The 13,602-nt window shown below is 64.1% G+C and carries 14 protein-coding genes and 1 pseudogene; 5 read left to right on the top strand and 10 right to left on the bottom strand.

What is annotated here, in order from left to right; all coding sequences use genetic code 11:
• Nucleotides 1-57 precede the first annotated feature (57 nt).
• From ACYPXD_RS33250 to ACYPXD_RS33240, 3 genes are read left to right on the top strand one after another with little or no spacing between them, the layout of a single operon-like run.
• Nucleotides 58-1,317 carry a M48 family metallopeptidase gene (locus ACYPXD_RS33250; RefSeq protein WP_459722505.1) on the top strand — a complete coding sequence of 420 codons (1,260 nt, stop codon included), beginning with the start codon at nt 58-60 and terminating at the stop codon, nt 1,315-1,317.
• Nucleotides 1,314-2,291, top strand: coding sequence for a ribosome small subunit-dependent GTPase A (gene rsgA / locus ACYPXD_RS33245; protein WP_459722502.1), 978 nt, complete (start codon nt 1,314-1,316; stop codon nt 2,289-2,291). Before ACYPXD_RS33250 ends, rsgA begins: the two co-directional genes overlap by 4 nt.
• 6 nt (nt 2,292-2,297) lie before the next feature.
• Nucleotides 2,298-2,618 (top strand): putative signal transducing protein, encoded by a 321-nt coding sequence (locus ACYPXD_RS33240; RefSeq protein ID WP_459723083.1) that lies wholly within the window; start codon nt 2,298-2,300, stop codon nt 2,616-2,618.
• 128 nt (nt 2,619-2,746) lie between these two features.
• On the opposite strand, the gene ACYPXD_RS33235 is transcribed toward ACYPXD_RS33240, so the two are convergent.
• The 6 genes from ACYPXD_RS33235 to rpsP all read right to left on the bottom strand — a co-directional run bounded on the left by ACYPXD_RS33235 (nt 2,747) and on the right by rpsP (nt 7,193).
• The gene (locus ACYPXD_RS33235) at nt 2,747-3,685 is read right to left on the bottom strand and encodes a CobD/CbiB family protein (protein ID WP_459722499.1); all 939 of its coding nucleotides are present in this window, start codon (nt 3,683-3,685) and stop codon (nt 2,747-2,749) included.
• Nucleotides 3,686-3,865: 180 nt separating this feature from the next.
• Entirely contained in the window at nt 3,866-4,573 is a 708-nt protein-coding gene (locus tag ACYPXD_RS33230) for a CoA pyrophosphatase (RefSeq protein ID WP_459722496.1), read from the bottom strand.
• A 94-nt stretch (nt 4,574-4,667) separates the two neighbouring features.
• Nucleotides 4,668-5,051, bottom strand: a complete 384-nt coding sequence (gene rplS / locus ACYPXD_RS33225) for a 50S ribosomal protein L19 (protein ID WP_219799317.1) — start codon at nt 5,049-5,051, stop codon at nt 4,668-4,670.
• A gap of 129 nt (nt 5,052-5,180) precedes the next feature.
• Nucleotides 5,181-5,942, bottom strand: a complete 762-nt coding sequence (trmD, locus tag ACYPXD_RS33220) for a tRNA (guanosine(37)-N1)-methyltransferase TrmD (RefSeq protein ID WP_459722488.1) — start codon at nt 5,940-5,942, stop codon at nt 5,181-5,183.
• 23 nt (nt 5,943-5,965) lie between these two features.
• Nucleotides 5,966-6,724, bottom strand: coding sequence for a ribosome maturation factor RimM (gene rimM, locus ACYPXD_RS33215; RefSeq protein ID WP_459722485.1), 759 nt, complete (start codon nt 6,722-6,724; stop codon nt 5,966-5,968).
• Between the two features lie 214 nt (nt 6,725-6,938).
• Nucleotides 6,939-7,193 (bottom strand): 30S ribosomal protein S16, encoded by a 255-nt coding sequence (gene rpsP, locus ACYPXD_RS33210; RefSeq protein WP_459722482.1) that lies wholly within the window; start codon nt 7,191-7,193, stop codon nt 6,939-6,941.
• 382 nt (nt 7,194-7,575) lie between these two features.
• Here rpsP and ACYPXD_RS33205 point away from each other — a divergent pair, with 382 nt between their 5' ends.
• Nucleotides 7,576-8,043 carry an NINE protein gene (locus ACYPXD_RS33205; protein WP_459722479.1) on the top strand — a complete coding sequence of 156 codons (468 nt, stop codon included), beginning with the start codon at nt 7,576-7,578 and terminating at the stop codon, nt 8,041-8,043.
• 41 nt (nt 8,044-8,084) lie between these two features.
• On the opposite strand, the gene ACYPXD_RS33200 is transcribed toward ACYPXD_RS33205, so the two are convergent.
• Complete coding sequence (locus ACYPXD_RS33200) at nt 8,085-9,242, bottom strand: PA0069 family radical SAM protein (RefSeq protein ID WP_459723079.1); 1,158 nt, start codon at nt 9,240-9,242, stop codon at nt 8,085-8,087.
• A 132-nt stretch (nt 9,243-9,374) separates the two neighbouring features.
• Nucleotides 9,375-9,863, bottom strand: a complete 489-nt coding sequence (locus tag ACYPXD_RS33195) for an Lrp/AsnC ligand binding domain-containing protein (protein WP_459722475.1) — start codon at nt 9,861-9,863, stop codon at nt 9,375-9,377.
• 212 nt (nt 9,864-10,075) lie between these two features.
• Between ACYPXD_RS33195 and ACYPXD_RS33190 the strand changes: the two genes are divergently transcribed.
• Nucleotides 10,076-11,362, top strand: a complete 1,287-nt coding sequence (locus tag ACYPXD_RS33190; RefSeq protein WP_459722471.1) for a D-amino acid dehydrogenase — start codon at nt 10,076-10,078, stop codon at nt 11,360-11,362.
• A gap of 151 nt (nt 11,363-11,513) precedes the next feature.
• Here the strand turns inward: ACYPXD_RS33190 and ACYPXD_RS33185 are convergent, their stop codons facing one another.
• Entirely contained in the window at nt 11,514-13,331 is a 1,818-nt protein-coding gene (locus ACYPXD_RS33185) for an acyl-CoA dehydrogenase (RefSeq protein WP_459722469.1), read from the bottom strand.
• Nucleotides 13,332-13,450: 119 nt separating this feature from the next.
• Nucleotides 13,451-13,602 (bottom strand): annotated as a pseudogene (locus tag ACYPXD_RS33180) (electron transfer flavoprotein subunit alpha/FixB family protein); the annotation flags it as partial.

Below are 13,602 nucleotides of genomic sequence, written 5' to 3'. Positions count from 1 at the left end.
GGCGCCCGCCGGCACGAACAACTCTATAATTGTCGCATAGTTACCACGGACTTCCGGATGCCCATTGTGTACTTCTCCATTCTGTTCGTGATCGCCGTTCTGGCGATGGTCGCGACGAAGCTGTGGCTTGCGTCGCGACAGATCCGCTTCGTCGCCGCGCATCGCGCCGACGTGCCGCCGCAATTCGCCGCGAAGATTCCGCTGACCGCGCATCAGCGCGCCGCCGACTACACGGTCGAGCGCACGCGGCTGACGATGGCCGAGATCGTCGTCAGCGCGGCCGTGCTGATCGCCCTCACGCTGCTAGGCGGCGTGCAGGCGCTCGATTCCGGCATCTCCGGCTGGCTCGGGCGCGGCTTTGTCGGTCAGATCGTGCTGGTAGCGGCCGTCGTCGCGATCACCGGCATCATCGACTTGCCGTTCGACTATTACCGGCAGTTCAGCGTCGAGGAGCGCTTCGGCTTTAACCGGATGACAAAGCGCATCTTCTTCGCCGATCGCGTGAAAGGCGTGCTGCTCGGCGCCGCGTTCGGCCTGCCGCTGCTCTTCGTCGTGCTGTGGCTGATGGACCAGGCGGGCAGCCTCTGGTGGCTGTGGACGTGGATCGTCTGGGTCGGGTTCCAGATGCTCGTGCTCGTGCTGTATCCCACCCTGATTGCGCCGATCTTCAACAAGTTCGAGCCGCTGAAGGACGAAGCGCTGAAAAGCCGCATCGAAGCGCTGATGAAACGCTGCGGGTTCGCCGCCAAGGGTCTCTTCGTGATGGACGGCAGCCGCCGCTCCGCGCACGGCAACGCGTACTTCACGGGCTTCGGCGCGGCCAAGCGCATCGTGTTCTTCGATACGCTGCTGGCGCGCCTGTCGGGCAGCGAAATCGAGGCAGTGCTCGCGCACGAGCTCGGGCACTTCAAGCGCCGCCATGTGATCAAACGGATGCTCGTCACGTTCGCACTGAGCCTTGCGATGCTCGCGCTGCTCGGCTGGCTGTCGCAGCGCGTGTGGTTCTACGAAGGGCTCGGCGTGCGGCCGTCGCTTTCGGGCAGCAACGATGGCCTCGCGCTCGTGCTGTTCTTCCTCGCGGTGCCCGTGTTCCTGTTCTTCGTCACGCCGCTTGGCAGCCTGAGCTCGCGCAAGCACGAGTTCGAAGCCGACGCGTTCGCCGCCTCGCAGACCGATGCGAAGGATCTCGTCAGCGCGCTCGTCAAGCTGTATGAGGACAATGCGTCGACGCTGACGCCCGATCCGCTTTATACCGCGTTCTACTACTCGCATCCGCCCGCGTCGCAGCGGATCGACCGGCTGCTGCAACACGCATGAGCGGCCGTCAGGCCGGACGCGGCGCCAGAAGCCCGGCAAACGCGGCTGACGCGCGGCCCGCAGGCCGCGCGAGCGGGCTCGTGATCGCCGCACACGGGCGCCATTACATCGTCGCGCCGGCGGGCGGCGGTGCGATGCTGCAATGCTTTCCGCGCGGCAAGCGCAGCGAGGTGGCGGTCGGCGATCACGTTGTCTACGAGATGACGTCGGCCGACCAGGGCGTGATCGTCGAAATCGGCGAGCGGCGCAATCTGCTGTACCGGTCCGATCAGTACAAGTCGAAACTCTTTGCCGCGAACCTCGATCAGCTACTGATCGTGCTCGCGACCGAGCCGCATTTCAGCGAAGATCTGCTCGGCCGCGCGCTCGTCGCGGCTGAAGCGAACGACCTGAAGCCGCTTATCGTGCTGAACAAGACCGACGTCGAGGCCGCGCTGCCGCTTGCGCGTCAGCGTCTCGCGCGGTATCGCACGCTCGGCTATACCGTGCTCGAAATGTCGATCAGAACGCAGCCCGATGCCGCGCGCGCCACGCTGATCGAACATCTGCACGGCCACGCGACGCTGCTGCTCGGCCAGTCCGGGATGGGGAAATCGACGCTCGTGAACCTGATCGTGCCCGATGCCGAAGCCGCGACGCGCGAGATTTCCACTGCGCTCAATAGCGGCCGGCATACGACGACGTTCACGCGTCTCTATCCGCTATCGGATCCCGACCAGGCTCACCACGGTGGCGCGCTGATCGACTCGCCCGGCTTCCAGGAGTTCGGCTTGCATCATTTGACCGAAGGCAAGCTCGAACGCGCGTTTCCCGAATTCCGGCCGCTGCTGGCGCACTGCCGGTTCTACAACTGCCATCATCTGCACGAACCGGGCTGCGCCATTCTCGAAGCCGTCGCCGACGGCCGCATCGCGCGCGAGCGTCACGCGCTCTATGCGCAGCTCGTGCACGAGGCAAGCCAGGTGGTGCGCTGATCGATGATCAAACTGCTGCGTGCACCGAATCTGCTGATCGGCCAGCACTGGGTCAATCTGCTCGCGGCCGCGGGTGTCGCATGTGAGCTGCATAACCGCTATCTGAATGGCGCGTTAGGCGAGATTCCGGCTGAGCAGTGCGCGCCCGAGTTGTGGCTCGTCGACGAACGCGACGAAGCGCTGGCCAGAAGGTTGATCGACGTCGCGTCGCGCGGGCCGGCGGCCGGGACGCCCGGATGGCGCTGCGGTCACTGCGGAGAAATGCTCGAGGCGCAGTTCACGGTGTGCTGGCAGTGCGGGACGCCGCGTAATCCGCTGGATGGATGAGGTTCGGCGGCGGATGCGGTCGAGGCCGCTGAATTGCGAGGCGTGGCTTTAGCTTTAGCTTTAGCCGCCGCCGTGCCCGGTTCAGGCTCAGCGGAGGCTGGCGGGTCCGGCGGGTATGCGGCGCAAGCTCACGATAACCAGACCGCGATCGTCAGCATCAGCAGCAGGATCATCCACAGGATCACCGCGCGCCAGACGAGGCCGACCGCCGATTGCAGCGTGCGCGGCGTGCAGTCGTCGCCGACCGACAGCGGACCGCCGTCACCGGTCGCAAGCGCATCGAGGCTCGAGATCTCCGCGAGCGGGCCCGACAGGCGGGCGCCGAGCGCGCCGCTGCCGGCCGCGAGCAGCACACCGTCGTTCGGATCGGGCCATTGACGCGCATGGTTGCGCCACGCGTAAATCGCGTCCTCGAAATTGCCGACGATCGCAAAACCCAGCGACGTCAGCCGCGCCGGTATCCAGTCGATCACGAAGAACGCGCGCTGCGCGAACGTCGAGAACGCGGCGGTGCGTTCCTCGACCGGCTGCGACCACGCGCGCGCGAGATACTCGGCGACGCGGTACAACACGGCGCCCGCCGGGCCGATCGGCACGAGGAACCAGAAGAAGACGCCGAACACATGCCGATGCGACGCGACGACCGCGTGAATCAGCGTATGGCGCACGATCTCGCTGACCGGCATATCGACCGTGTCGATGCCGGTCCATTCGTTGAGAATCTCGCGGGCGCGCGGCACGTCGTCGTTATTGAGCGCGAGATGGATATCGGTGAAATAGTGGCTGAACTGCCGGAAGCCGAGCGTGAAGTAGACCACCACGACGTTCCACAGAAACGCCAGAGCGAAGTGAATCTGGTACAGCACGAAATAGACGAGGCCGACCGCGAGCGTCCACGGCAGCACGACGACGAGCCACGCGAGCACGCCATGTCTTTCCTTGCCGGCATCGAAGCCATGCGCGGTCGATTCCGCGTGGTACTGAAGCAGTGACGCGATCGGGTTGCTCGGCGACAGCGCACGGACCTGTTCGAGAATCAGAGCCAGCAATACGGAAAAAAAAGTCATGCGATGCGCCGTGCTATTCGAGTTATTGCGAGTTTTGCCGGGCTTTACCGGGTTTCACATCCGACCTTTGCGTTCGTTCCGTAAGATAGCACAGGGTCTGATGTGTACGATCGGCTGCGGTTACAAAGCGACAGTGCGACCAGGCGAGCCTCGCGCGCGCCTGCGCACGGCCGGCAGTCGTCAAGCGGCGAGGAAGCGATAGAAATTGCGCAACATGCCGGCCGTTGCGCCCCAGATAAAGTAATGGCCGCCCGTCCCGCTTCGATCGGCGCGCGGATAAGGCATTGCAAAAAAGCGACGCTCGCCCTGCTCCCAGCGCAACACGCGCACCTGATGATTCGCCGGGTTCATCAGGAACGCGAGCGGCACTTCGAAGATATCGGCCACTTCAAGCGTATCCGCGTGCACCGTGAACGGCGGATGCACGAGGCCGACCACGGGCGTGACGCGAAAGCCGGTGCTCGTCAGATAGTCGGGCAGCGCACCCAGTACTTCGACTCGCTGCGGGTCGAGGCTCACTTCTTCCTGCGCTTCGCGCAACGCGGTCGCGATGGTGTCGGCGTCGGCCGGCTCATGACGGCCGCCGGGAAAGCTCACCTGCCCGGCGTGATCGCTCAGATGGTCCGCGCGCTGCGTGAGCAACACGGTGATGTCCGACTCGCGCACGACGAGCGGAATCAGCACCGCGGCGACGCGTGGGTCGATATCGTCGCGCCAGAGCACTTCGCGAGGCTCGGGTTCCCAGCGCAGCTGCTGTTCGAAGCGCGCGCGCAGACCGTCCGCGCTCAGGCGTTCAGGTGTGACCGCGGGCAGATCGGCACCCGTCGATTCGACAGGCAGGGATTCGGGCTCGAAGACCGGACGAGGAGGACGGACGGGACGGGACAATGGCAACCCCGGTAGCGGGTAAAAATTGGATACCTCGCTATTCTGAACCACTCAAGAAAAAAGCACCCGGGGTGGGTGCTTTTTCTTACAGCTTTTACTCCTGGGCAGCGCGGTCTTTCGACACCAGCTTTTCCTTGATCCGCGCCGACTTGCCCGAACGCTCGCGCAGGTAGTACAGCTTTGCGCGACGCACGTCACCGCGACGCTTCACAACAATGCTCGCGAGCAACGGCGAGTACGTCTGGAACGTACGTTCGACACCTTCGCCCGACGAGATCTTGCGGACGATAAACGACGAGTTCAGACCACGGTTACGCTTCGCGATCACGACGCCTTCGTACGCCTGAACGCGCTTGCGGTTACCTTCGACGACGTTCACGTTGACGATCACCGTATCGCCGGGGGCGAATTCGGGGATGGTCTTGCCGGCGAGCGCGCGCTCGATTTCTTCCTGCTCGAGTTTTTCAATCAGATTCACGATTGACTCCTTATGCCATCTTGTCGGCGTTCGTACCTGCCTGACGCGCGATGTGGCTGCGACGCCCGGCTACGGCCCCGATAGAGGATGGGTTCACCACTGGAACCGTTCACGCATGAACGGTTCCGCCTATGTCTCGCGACTCGCGAGACTTGCGAGCCATGCCTCATCGGCACGGCTCAACAACCTGTTCGTGCGCGCCCGATCGATCAGATCGGGCCGCTTTTCGAGCGTATTGCGCAGCGCTTCGCGCCGGCGCCAAAGCTCGATTTCCGCATGATGGCCGCCGAGCAGCACATCGGGCACACGCACGCCCTGGTATTCTTCGGGCCGCGTGTAGTGCGGACAGTCGAGCAAACCATCGACGAAGCTGTCCTGCACCGCCGACTGCGCATCGTTGAGCACGCCCGGCAACTGCCGAACCACGGCGTCCATCAATGCCATCGCGGGAAGCTCGCCGCCTGACAGCACGAAGTCGCCGAGGCTCATTTCTTCATCGACGCAGCGCTCGACGAGCCGCTGGTCGATCGCCTCATACCGGCCGCACAGCAGGATCAGGCCCGGCTGCGCCGCGAAACGCATCACGCTGCCGTGATCGAGCGTCTTGCCTTGCGGCGACATCATCACGACGCGCGAGCCGGTAATACCCTGCTCCGCCTGCGCCGCTTTCGCCGCGCCGATCGCGTCTTCGAGCGGTCTGGCCAGCATCACCATGCCAGGGCCGCCGCCGTACGGACGGTCATCGACCGTGCGGTAGTTGTCGGTCGTGAAATCGCGCGGATTCCACGTGCGCAACCCGAAGCGCTGCTGCTTCGCCGCGCGGCTCGTGATGCCCCAGTCGGTCAGCGCGCAAAACATGTCCGGAAAGAGCGTGACGACGTCGAACTGCATCGCTCTCCCCTTCAGCGAATCATTCAGTAATCGGCTTCCCAGTCGACGATGATGCGCTTCGCCGTCTGATCCACCGTCTTCACATAGACACCGACAAACGGAATGAGCCGCTCGCCGGTGGCCGGCTTGCCGTCTGTCCCGGCGGCCGGATATTCGATACGCAATACCGACTGCGCGCCGTTGTCGATCATGTCGGCCACTTTGCCCAGTTCGACGCCCGCCTCGTTGACGACGTCGAGGCCGAGCAGGTCGACCCAGTAGTACTCGTCCGCTTCGAGCGCCGGAAAGTCGCTGCGGCGAACGTACACGCGGTAGCCGCGCAACAGCAGCGCTTCATCGCGATCGGCGAGGCCGCCCAGCTGCGCGACGATGCTGTCGCCGTGCACTTTCGACTGTTTGACCGGCACGGACTTGCGGTCTTGTGCGCGCGCACCGCCTTGTAGCTGACCGTGTTGCGGCGCTTTCAGCAGCCACCAGCGCTTTGCGTTGAGCAACGCGTCGCCGCCCTGACCGCCGCCCGCATGCGCGGCAAGCTTGACCCAGCCTTTGAGACCATAAGCGTCGACGATGGCGCCGACTTCGATCGCGTCGTCCGGCCAGCTTTCGGTCGATTCAGCCTGCATGGTTACGGCTTGCTGAATTTCAGCGGGCCCTGGAGCCGCGGCGCTTTTCGCGCCTGCCGTTGCCGCGCCCGGCTTGGCAGGCTTGCGGGCAAACACCCCAAACGACGCGCCAGATGACGCTTTCGCGCGACCGGAACTGTCTGAATCACGCGTGGACATCAGCCGAGTTCCTTGCTGATACCCGTCAAACCGAAGCACCGGGCGACCCGCGCTGACTGCGCGCGCACCGTGCGCGGCTGGCGGCCGATGCTCATTGCTGCCACCTCAGTTGTCACACTCAGTTGCCGCCGCATTTGCCACCGCATTTGCCACCGCATTTGCCACCGCATTTGCCACCGCATTTGCCACCGCATTTGCCACCGCATTTGCCACATTAAGCGGCCGGTTGCGCCTTTTGCGCTTCCTTCACGAGACGCTCAACCGTTTCCGACAGTTGCGCGCCAACGCTTTGCCAGTGGGTCAGGCGGTCTTGCGCGATGCGCAGCGCTTCGCCCTTGGTCGCGACCGGGTTGTAGAAACCGATGCGCTCGATGAAACGGCCGTCACGGCGGTTACGCGAGTCGGTAGCGACGATGTTGTAGAACGGGCGCTTCTTCGAGCCGCCACGAGCCAAGCGGATGATGACCATACTTAAAGTCCTTGAAAACCGGGTTCGGAACTACTGAAACACGCGATTATAGCCGGAAAGCAAAGCCATAACAAACACTTACCGGGATAAACTGAGCGCGCCGCACGATCGCGCGATCCGCTGGCGCGAAATAACAACGCGGTCGAACAACGCGGTCGACGGTTGGCGCGCCCGCGAGCCCTGCTGCGAGCACGTCAAAACATCTGAACAACGGCGGCATGGAGCGGTGCGGGCGCGCCGATGGCCGGCCAAGCCCGCCGCCAGCCCGCCGCGTCACCACGCCACGTGACCGGCACGGAGCATCGCGGCGTAGAATGCGCGTCGGTGCTCGCCCGCTATCTGTTACCGGACCGCGCCGCCCGTCACCTTGCTGCCTACTTTCATGTCGACTGCCGCTTCGCATCCCGCGCGTTTTCGCTCCAAAACCCTGACCGCCGCACTCGCGTTCTTCTTCGGCTCGCTCGGCGCGCACCGTTTCTATCTGTACGGCGCGCGCGACGTGTTCGGCTGGGCGCATGTCGTCGGCATGTTGATTGGGGTGCCCGGCTTCCTGCTGCTCATGGCGACCGAACGCGCATCGATGCTCGGCTGGGTGCTCGTCGTGCCGGGCGCGATCTCGCTGCTTGCCGCGTTTCTGGCGGCGATCGTCTACGGACTGCGCCCCGACGAAAAATGGGACGCGCAGTTCAATGCGCACACCGAACGCTACAGCGAGTCCGGCTGGACCGTCGTCTTCGTCGTGATCTTTTCGTTGCTGGTGGGCGCGTTTCTGCTGATGACGGGCCTCGCGCTGACGTTCCAGACTTACTTCGAATCGCAGGTCGAGGCGGCGAAGTCGATTTCGCAATAGCCGCCTCACCCCATCCCTATAGCTGATCCCGGCACCACCGCCTAGAACAGATCGAGCTGCCGGTCATCCGCCGCCGGCCGCGGCGGCGTCTCGGCGCGGCGAAACTGCGACATATCGAGAATGCCGTGCTGCCGCGCATTCAACCCCAACCGCCGCGTTGCCTTCGCAAAACGCTGCTTGAGCAGATCCGCCCACAGCCCCTCGCCTTTCATCCGGTGCGCGAACGATGAATCGTAGTCCTTGCCGCCGCGCATATCGCGCACACGGCTCATCACGCGATCGGCGCGGTCCGGGAAATGCGCGGCCAGCCAGTCCTTGAATAGCGGCGCGACTTCCCACGGCAGACGCAACACGATATAGCTCGCGCTCGTCGCCCCCGCTTCGGCGCACGCTTCGAGCACGCGTTCCATGTCGGGTTCGGTGACGAACGGAATGATCGGCGCGATGCTGACGCCAACCGGCACGCCCGCCTCGGAAAGCGTGCGGATCGTGCGCAGACGCCGCGACGGCGTTGCCGCGCGCGGCTCGAGCGTGCGCGCGATATCGGCATCGAGCGTCGTGATCGTGATCGCGGCCATCACCTGGCCGCGCTCGGCCATCGGCACGAGCAGATCGAGTTCGCGCTCGATCAACGACGACTTCGTGATTGCAGCAAACGGATGATGACGATCGTGTAGCACTTCGACGACGCGGCGCGTCAACCGCAAGTCGCGCTCGACCGGTTGCCACGCGTCGGTATTGACGCCCAGCGCGATCGGCTCCGGCACGTAGTTCTTCTTCGACAGCTCGCGCGCAAGCAGCTCCGGCGCATTGACCTTCGCGTAGATCCGGCTTTCGAAATCGAGCCCCGGCGACAAGCCCAGATACGCGTGCGTCGGGCGTGCGAAGCAATAAATGCAGCCATGCTCGCAACCGCGGTACGGATTGAGCGACACGCTGAACGGGATATCGGGCGAGGCGTTGTGAGTAAGAATGCTCTTCGCGTGCTCTTCGAATACCTGGGTGCGCAGCGTGGGGCTTTCGCCGGGCTCGCCGTCCTCGCCGGACACGGTATACGCTGTCCAGCCGTCGTCGACCGCTTCGCGCTGATCCACTTCGTAGCGGCCCTGCAGGTTCGTCACCGCGCCGCGGCCCTTGCGCGGGGCAGGCGGCGCAACCGGATATTCGCGGTCCGAATCGTATGACGAGTCGCGCGAAATACCGGTGGAAGAAACGTGAGAAGAATCGGGGTCGGCGTCGTTCACGGGAAGGCATTGAAAAGCGGCGAAGCACCTGTATAAATATACAGTGTTTACGCCGTTTGTCGAGACCGACAACGCGTCGTTAGCCGATCAGTCGCCCACTGCAATCGTCAGCGTCTCCTTGATCTCCTCCATCACTACATAGCTTTTCGACTGCACGGCCCCGGGCAGCTGCAGCAGGATATCGCCGAGCAATTTCCGGTAGTCGGCCATTTCGCCGATTCGCGCCTTGATCAGATAGTCGAAGTCGCCAGACACCAGATGACACTCGAGCACTTCCGGAATCTTCTGCACCTCGCGCCGGAACTGATCGAACATGTTGCCGCTTTTATGATCGAGCGTGATTTCGACGAACACGAGCAGCGCCGCGCCCAGTTCGGCCGGATTCACGCGCGCGAAATAGCCCGTGATGACGGCGTCGCGCTCCATGCGCTTGACGCGCTCGATGCAAGGCGTGACCGACAGACCGACCTGTTCGGCGAGGTCTTTCATGGCGATACGGCCGTCCAGTTGCAGCACCTTGAGAATCTTGCGATCGATCTTGTCGAGCGCGCGGACTGGCTGACGCTGCGTTCTCATCGATGGGGTCTCTTGGAATCTCTATTTATTACTGAAATTTGAAAAAATACAATAACAAAACCTACACGGACCTCAATAGTATAGCGGTTAACACTAGACATTCCGCGCATCGCCTTGTTAATCCGCTGTTAGCATGAACATCGGCCAGCCGACAGCGAATCGACACACAAGCAAAGACGCCGGATGCCTCGAAAACTACTGGGAGTCGAGCAATGCGTGTAGTCGTCTTGGGCAGTGGCGTCGTCGGCGTGACGAGTGCTTATTATCTCGCCCGCGCGGGCCATGAGGTCATCGTGATCGATCGCGAGGCCGGACCGGCGCTCGAGACGAGCTTTGCCAACGCGGGACAGATTTCACCCGGCTATGCGTCGCCGTGGGCCGCGCCGGGCGTGCCGCTGAAGGCCGTCAAGTGGATGTTCCAGAAGCACGCGCCGCTCGCCATTCGGCTGGACGGCACGCAATTCCAGTTGCAATGGATGTGGCAGATGCTGCGCAATTGCACGTCGGAGCGTTATGCAGTGAACAAGTCGCGCATGGTGCGCCTCGCCGAATACAGCCGCGACTGCCTGCAGGCGCTGCGCGCCGAGACCGGCATCCACTATGAAGGCCGCACCGGCGGCACGCTGCAACTGTTCCGCACGCAGCAGCAACTCGATGGCGCGGCGAAAGACGTCGCGGTGCTCAAGGAAGCGAACGTTCCGTACGAATTGCTGATGCCTGCCGAGCTCGCGCGCGCCGAGCCGGCGCTCGCCGCCACCGCGCACAAGCTGACCGGCGGCCTGCGCCTGCCCGGCGACGAAACGGGCGACTGCCAGCTGTTCACCACACGGCTCGCCGCGCTGGCCGAACAGATCGGCGTGCGCTTTCGCTTCAACACGCCGATCGACGCGCTGCTGATGGACGGCGGCCGTGTCGGCGGCGTGAAATGCGGTGCGGAAACGGTGCGCGCCGATGCCTTCGTCGTCGCGCTCGGTTCGTACTCGACGCAGTTCCTCGCGAATCTGATCAAGATTCCTGTCTATCCGCTCAAGGGGTATTCGATCACGGCGCCGGTCGTGAATCCGGCGGCCGCACCGGTGTCGACCGTGCTCGACGAGACGTACAAGATCGCGATCACGCGCTTCGACGACCGGATCCGCGTCGGCGGCATGGCCGAGATCGTCGGCTTCGACAAGCAGCTCAAGCACGCGCGCCGCGAAACGCTCGAAATGTGCGTCAACGACCTGTTCCCGGGCGGCGGCGATACGTCGAAGGCAACCTTCTGGACCGGCCTGCGGCCGATGACGCCAGACGGCACGCCGATCGTCGGCCGCACGCCGATTTCGAACCTGTTCACGAACACGGGGCACGGCACGCTCGGCTGGACGATGTCATGCGGCTCGGGCCAACTGCTCGCCGATCTGATCTCGGGCCGCAAGCCCGCGATCCAGTCGAACGATCTGTCCGTGCATCGCTACCATCGCGAATTCGGCAGCACGCCGCGTCCGGCGTATGCGTAAGCACGCGCGGAGCGATACAGGCAGCGCGCTTCGTTTGCGCGGCTTGCCCCGCCACGGATCCTGATGCAAAGACGGCGCCTCGCGCAAAAGCGAGGCGCCGTCTTCTTTTCAGCCTATGCTGCTGCGGCGCGGGTCACGCGCCCACCTTCATTCAGAACTGATCCGCCGACAGCCCGAGCACGCCCTCGCCGCCTCGTGCGCTGACGATCGACGTTTCGAGCGCGGCGGCCTGCGGCAGCACATGCTCGGCATAGAACTGCGCAGTAGCGATCTTCGCGTCGTAGAACGACGGGTCTTCGTTGCGTTTGCGTGCGGCGGCGAGCATCGCGCGCGCCATCTGCCAGCCGCCGAGCACGATGCCCGCGAGTTTCAGATACGGCACGCTGCCCGCAAACACCGCGTTCGGATCGTTCTTCGCATTCCAGACCACGAAGTTCACCGCGGCCTGCAGCGCGTGATGCGCATGCGACAGCTGCTGGCGCATCGATTCGAATGCGGCGCCGCGCTGTGCGCCGAGCGCGTCGACGGTCTGCGCAATCTGTGCGAGCAGTTGCTGGGCGACCGCGCCGTTATCGCGCAGCGTCTTGCGGCCGACGAGGTCGTTCGCCTGAATCGCGGTCGTGCCTTCGTAGATCGGCAGAATGCGCGCATCGCGGTAGTACTGCGCGGCGCCCGTCTCTTCGATAAAGCCCATGCCGCCGTGCACCTGCACGCCGAGGCTCGTCACGTCGAGTGACAGTTCCGTGCTCCAGCCCTTCACGATCGGTACGAGATATTCGTAGACCGCCTGGTGTCCGGCGCGTATTGCCGCATCGGGATGACGGCGCGCGAGATCGCAATGCGCCGCCGCGACGTACGCGAGCGCACGCGACGCTTCGGTCAGCGCGCGCATCGTCGACAGCATGCGGCGCACGTCCGGATGATGGATGATCGCGACCGGCTCTTTCGCCGAACCGTCGACGGGGCGGCTCTGCACACGCTCCTTCGCATAGGCGACAGCCTTCTGATACGCGCGGTCCGAGATCGCGATGCCTTGCACGCCGACCGCGAAACGCGCGGCGTTCATCATGATGAACATGTACTCGAGGCCGCGATTTTCCTCGCCGATCAGATAGCCGGTGGCGCCGCCGTGGTCGCCGAACTGCAGGACAGCGGTCGGGCTCGCCTTGATGCCGAGCTTGTGCTCGATCGACACGCAATGCACGTCGTTGCGCCTGTCAGCCACCCCGGCCAACTCCGCCGCCCCATGAGCGCCGTCCGTACCGCCGACGAACTTCGGCACGATAAAAAGCGAAATGCCCTTCACGCCCGCGGGCGCATCGGGTGTACGCGCGAGCACGAGGTGGACGATGTTGTCCGCCATATCGTGCTCGCCCCACGTGATAAAGATTTTCGTGCCGAACAGCTTGTAGCTGCCGTCCGGCTGCGGCTCAGCGCGCGTGCGCACCAGCGCGAGATCGGAGCCGGCCTGCGGTTCCGTGAGGTTCATCGTGCCGGTCCAGACGCCCGACAACAGCTTCGGCACATAGGCCTGCTTCTGCGCCTCGCTGCCCGCGGTCAGCAGCGCTTCGATCGCGCCGTCGGTCAGCATCGGGCATAGCGCGAACGACAGGTTCGACGCGTTCAGCATTTCGAGGCAAGGCGTCGCGATCAGCTTCGGCAGGCCCTGGCCTTCGTATTCGGGCGGATGCTGGAGGCTTTGCCAGCCACCGGCCGTGAACTGGCGGAACGCGTCTTTGAAACCGGGCGTCGTCGTGACGTTGCCGTCGCGCCATGTGCTCGGATTGCGATCGCCTTCGACATTGAGCGGCGCAAGCACTTCGCCGCAGAACTTCGCCGATTCGTCGAGCACCGCCTGCGCGGTGTCGGCGTTCGCGTCTTCATAGCCGGGCAATGCGGCGATGTCGTCGAGTCCGGCCAGTTCCTTCATCACGAACAGCATGTCGTTGACGGGTGCCGTGTAGCTCATGTCTGTCTCCTCCCTGCACGATAAAAAAGGGGCGCCGGATGAGTGATCCTCGCGCCCCTTCGATTCGCCTGGCGCCTGGCGCCTTGCGGCGACGCCGGCGTTTGCGGCTCCGCCGCTCGTCAGCCGAGCTCGTTCACGAGTTCGGGCACGAGCGTGAACAGATCGCCGACAAGGCCGTAGTCCGCGACGCTGAAGATCGGCGCCTCCGGATCTTTATTGATCGCGACGATCACCTTCGAGTCCTTCATGCCCGCGAGGTGCTGGATCGCGC

Source organism: Paraburkholderia sp. 2C (assembly GCF_054589215.1).
The sequence above is the reverse complement of the archived record's forward strand: the minus strand, read 5'-3'. Positions and strand labels throughout refer to the sequence as shown.

Bases quoted from the DNA above. Each gene is read 5' to 3' on its own strand.
- ACYPXD_RS33250 (WP_459722505.1), top strand. From the start codon at position 58: ATGCCCATTGTGTACTTCTCCATTCTGTTCGTGATCGCCGTTCTGGCG.
- rsgA (WP_459722502.1), top strand. From the start codon at position 1,314: ATGAGCGGCCGTCAGGCCGGACGCGGCGCCAGAAGCCCGGCAAACGCG.
- ACYPXD_RS33235 (WP_459722499.1), bottom strand. From the start codon at position 3,685: ATGACTTTTTTTTCCGTATTGCTGGCTCTGATTCTCGAACAGGTCCGT.
- trmD (WP_459722488.1), bottom strand. From the start codon at position 5,942: ATGCAGTTCGACGTCGTCACGCTCTTTCCGGACATGTTTTGCGCGCTG.
- rimM (WP_459722485.1), bottom strand. From the start codon at position 6,724: ATGTCCACGCGTGATTCAGACAGTTCCGGTCGCGCGAAAGCGTCATCT.
- rpsP (WP_459722482.1), bottom strand. From the start codon at position 7,193: ATGGTCATCATCCGCTTGGCTCGTGGCGGCTCGAAGAAGCGCCCGTTC.
- ACYPXD_RS33205 (WP_459722479.1), top strand. From the start codon at position 7,576: ATGTCGACTGCCGCTTCGCATCCCGCGCGTTTTCGCTCCAAAACCCTG.
- ACYPXD_RS33195 (WP_459722475.1), bottom strand. From the start codon at position 9,863: ATGAGAACGCAGCGTCAGCCAGTCCGCGCGCTCGACAAGATCGATCGC.
- ACYPXD_RS33190 (WP_459722471.1), top strand. From the start codon at position 10,076: ATGCGTGTAGTCGTCTTGGGCAGTGGCGTCGTCGGCGTGACGAGTGCT.
- ACYPXD_RS33185 (WP_459722469.1), bottom strand. From the start codon at position 13,331: ATGAGCTACACGGCACCCGTCAACGACATGCTGTTCGTGATGAAGGAA.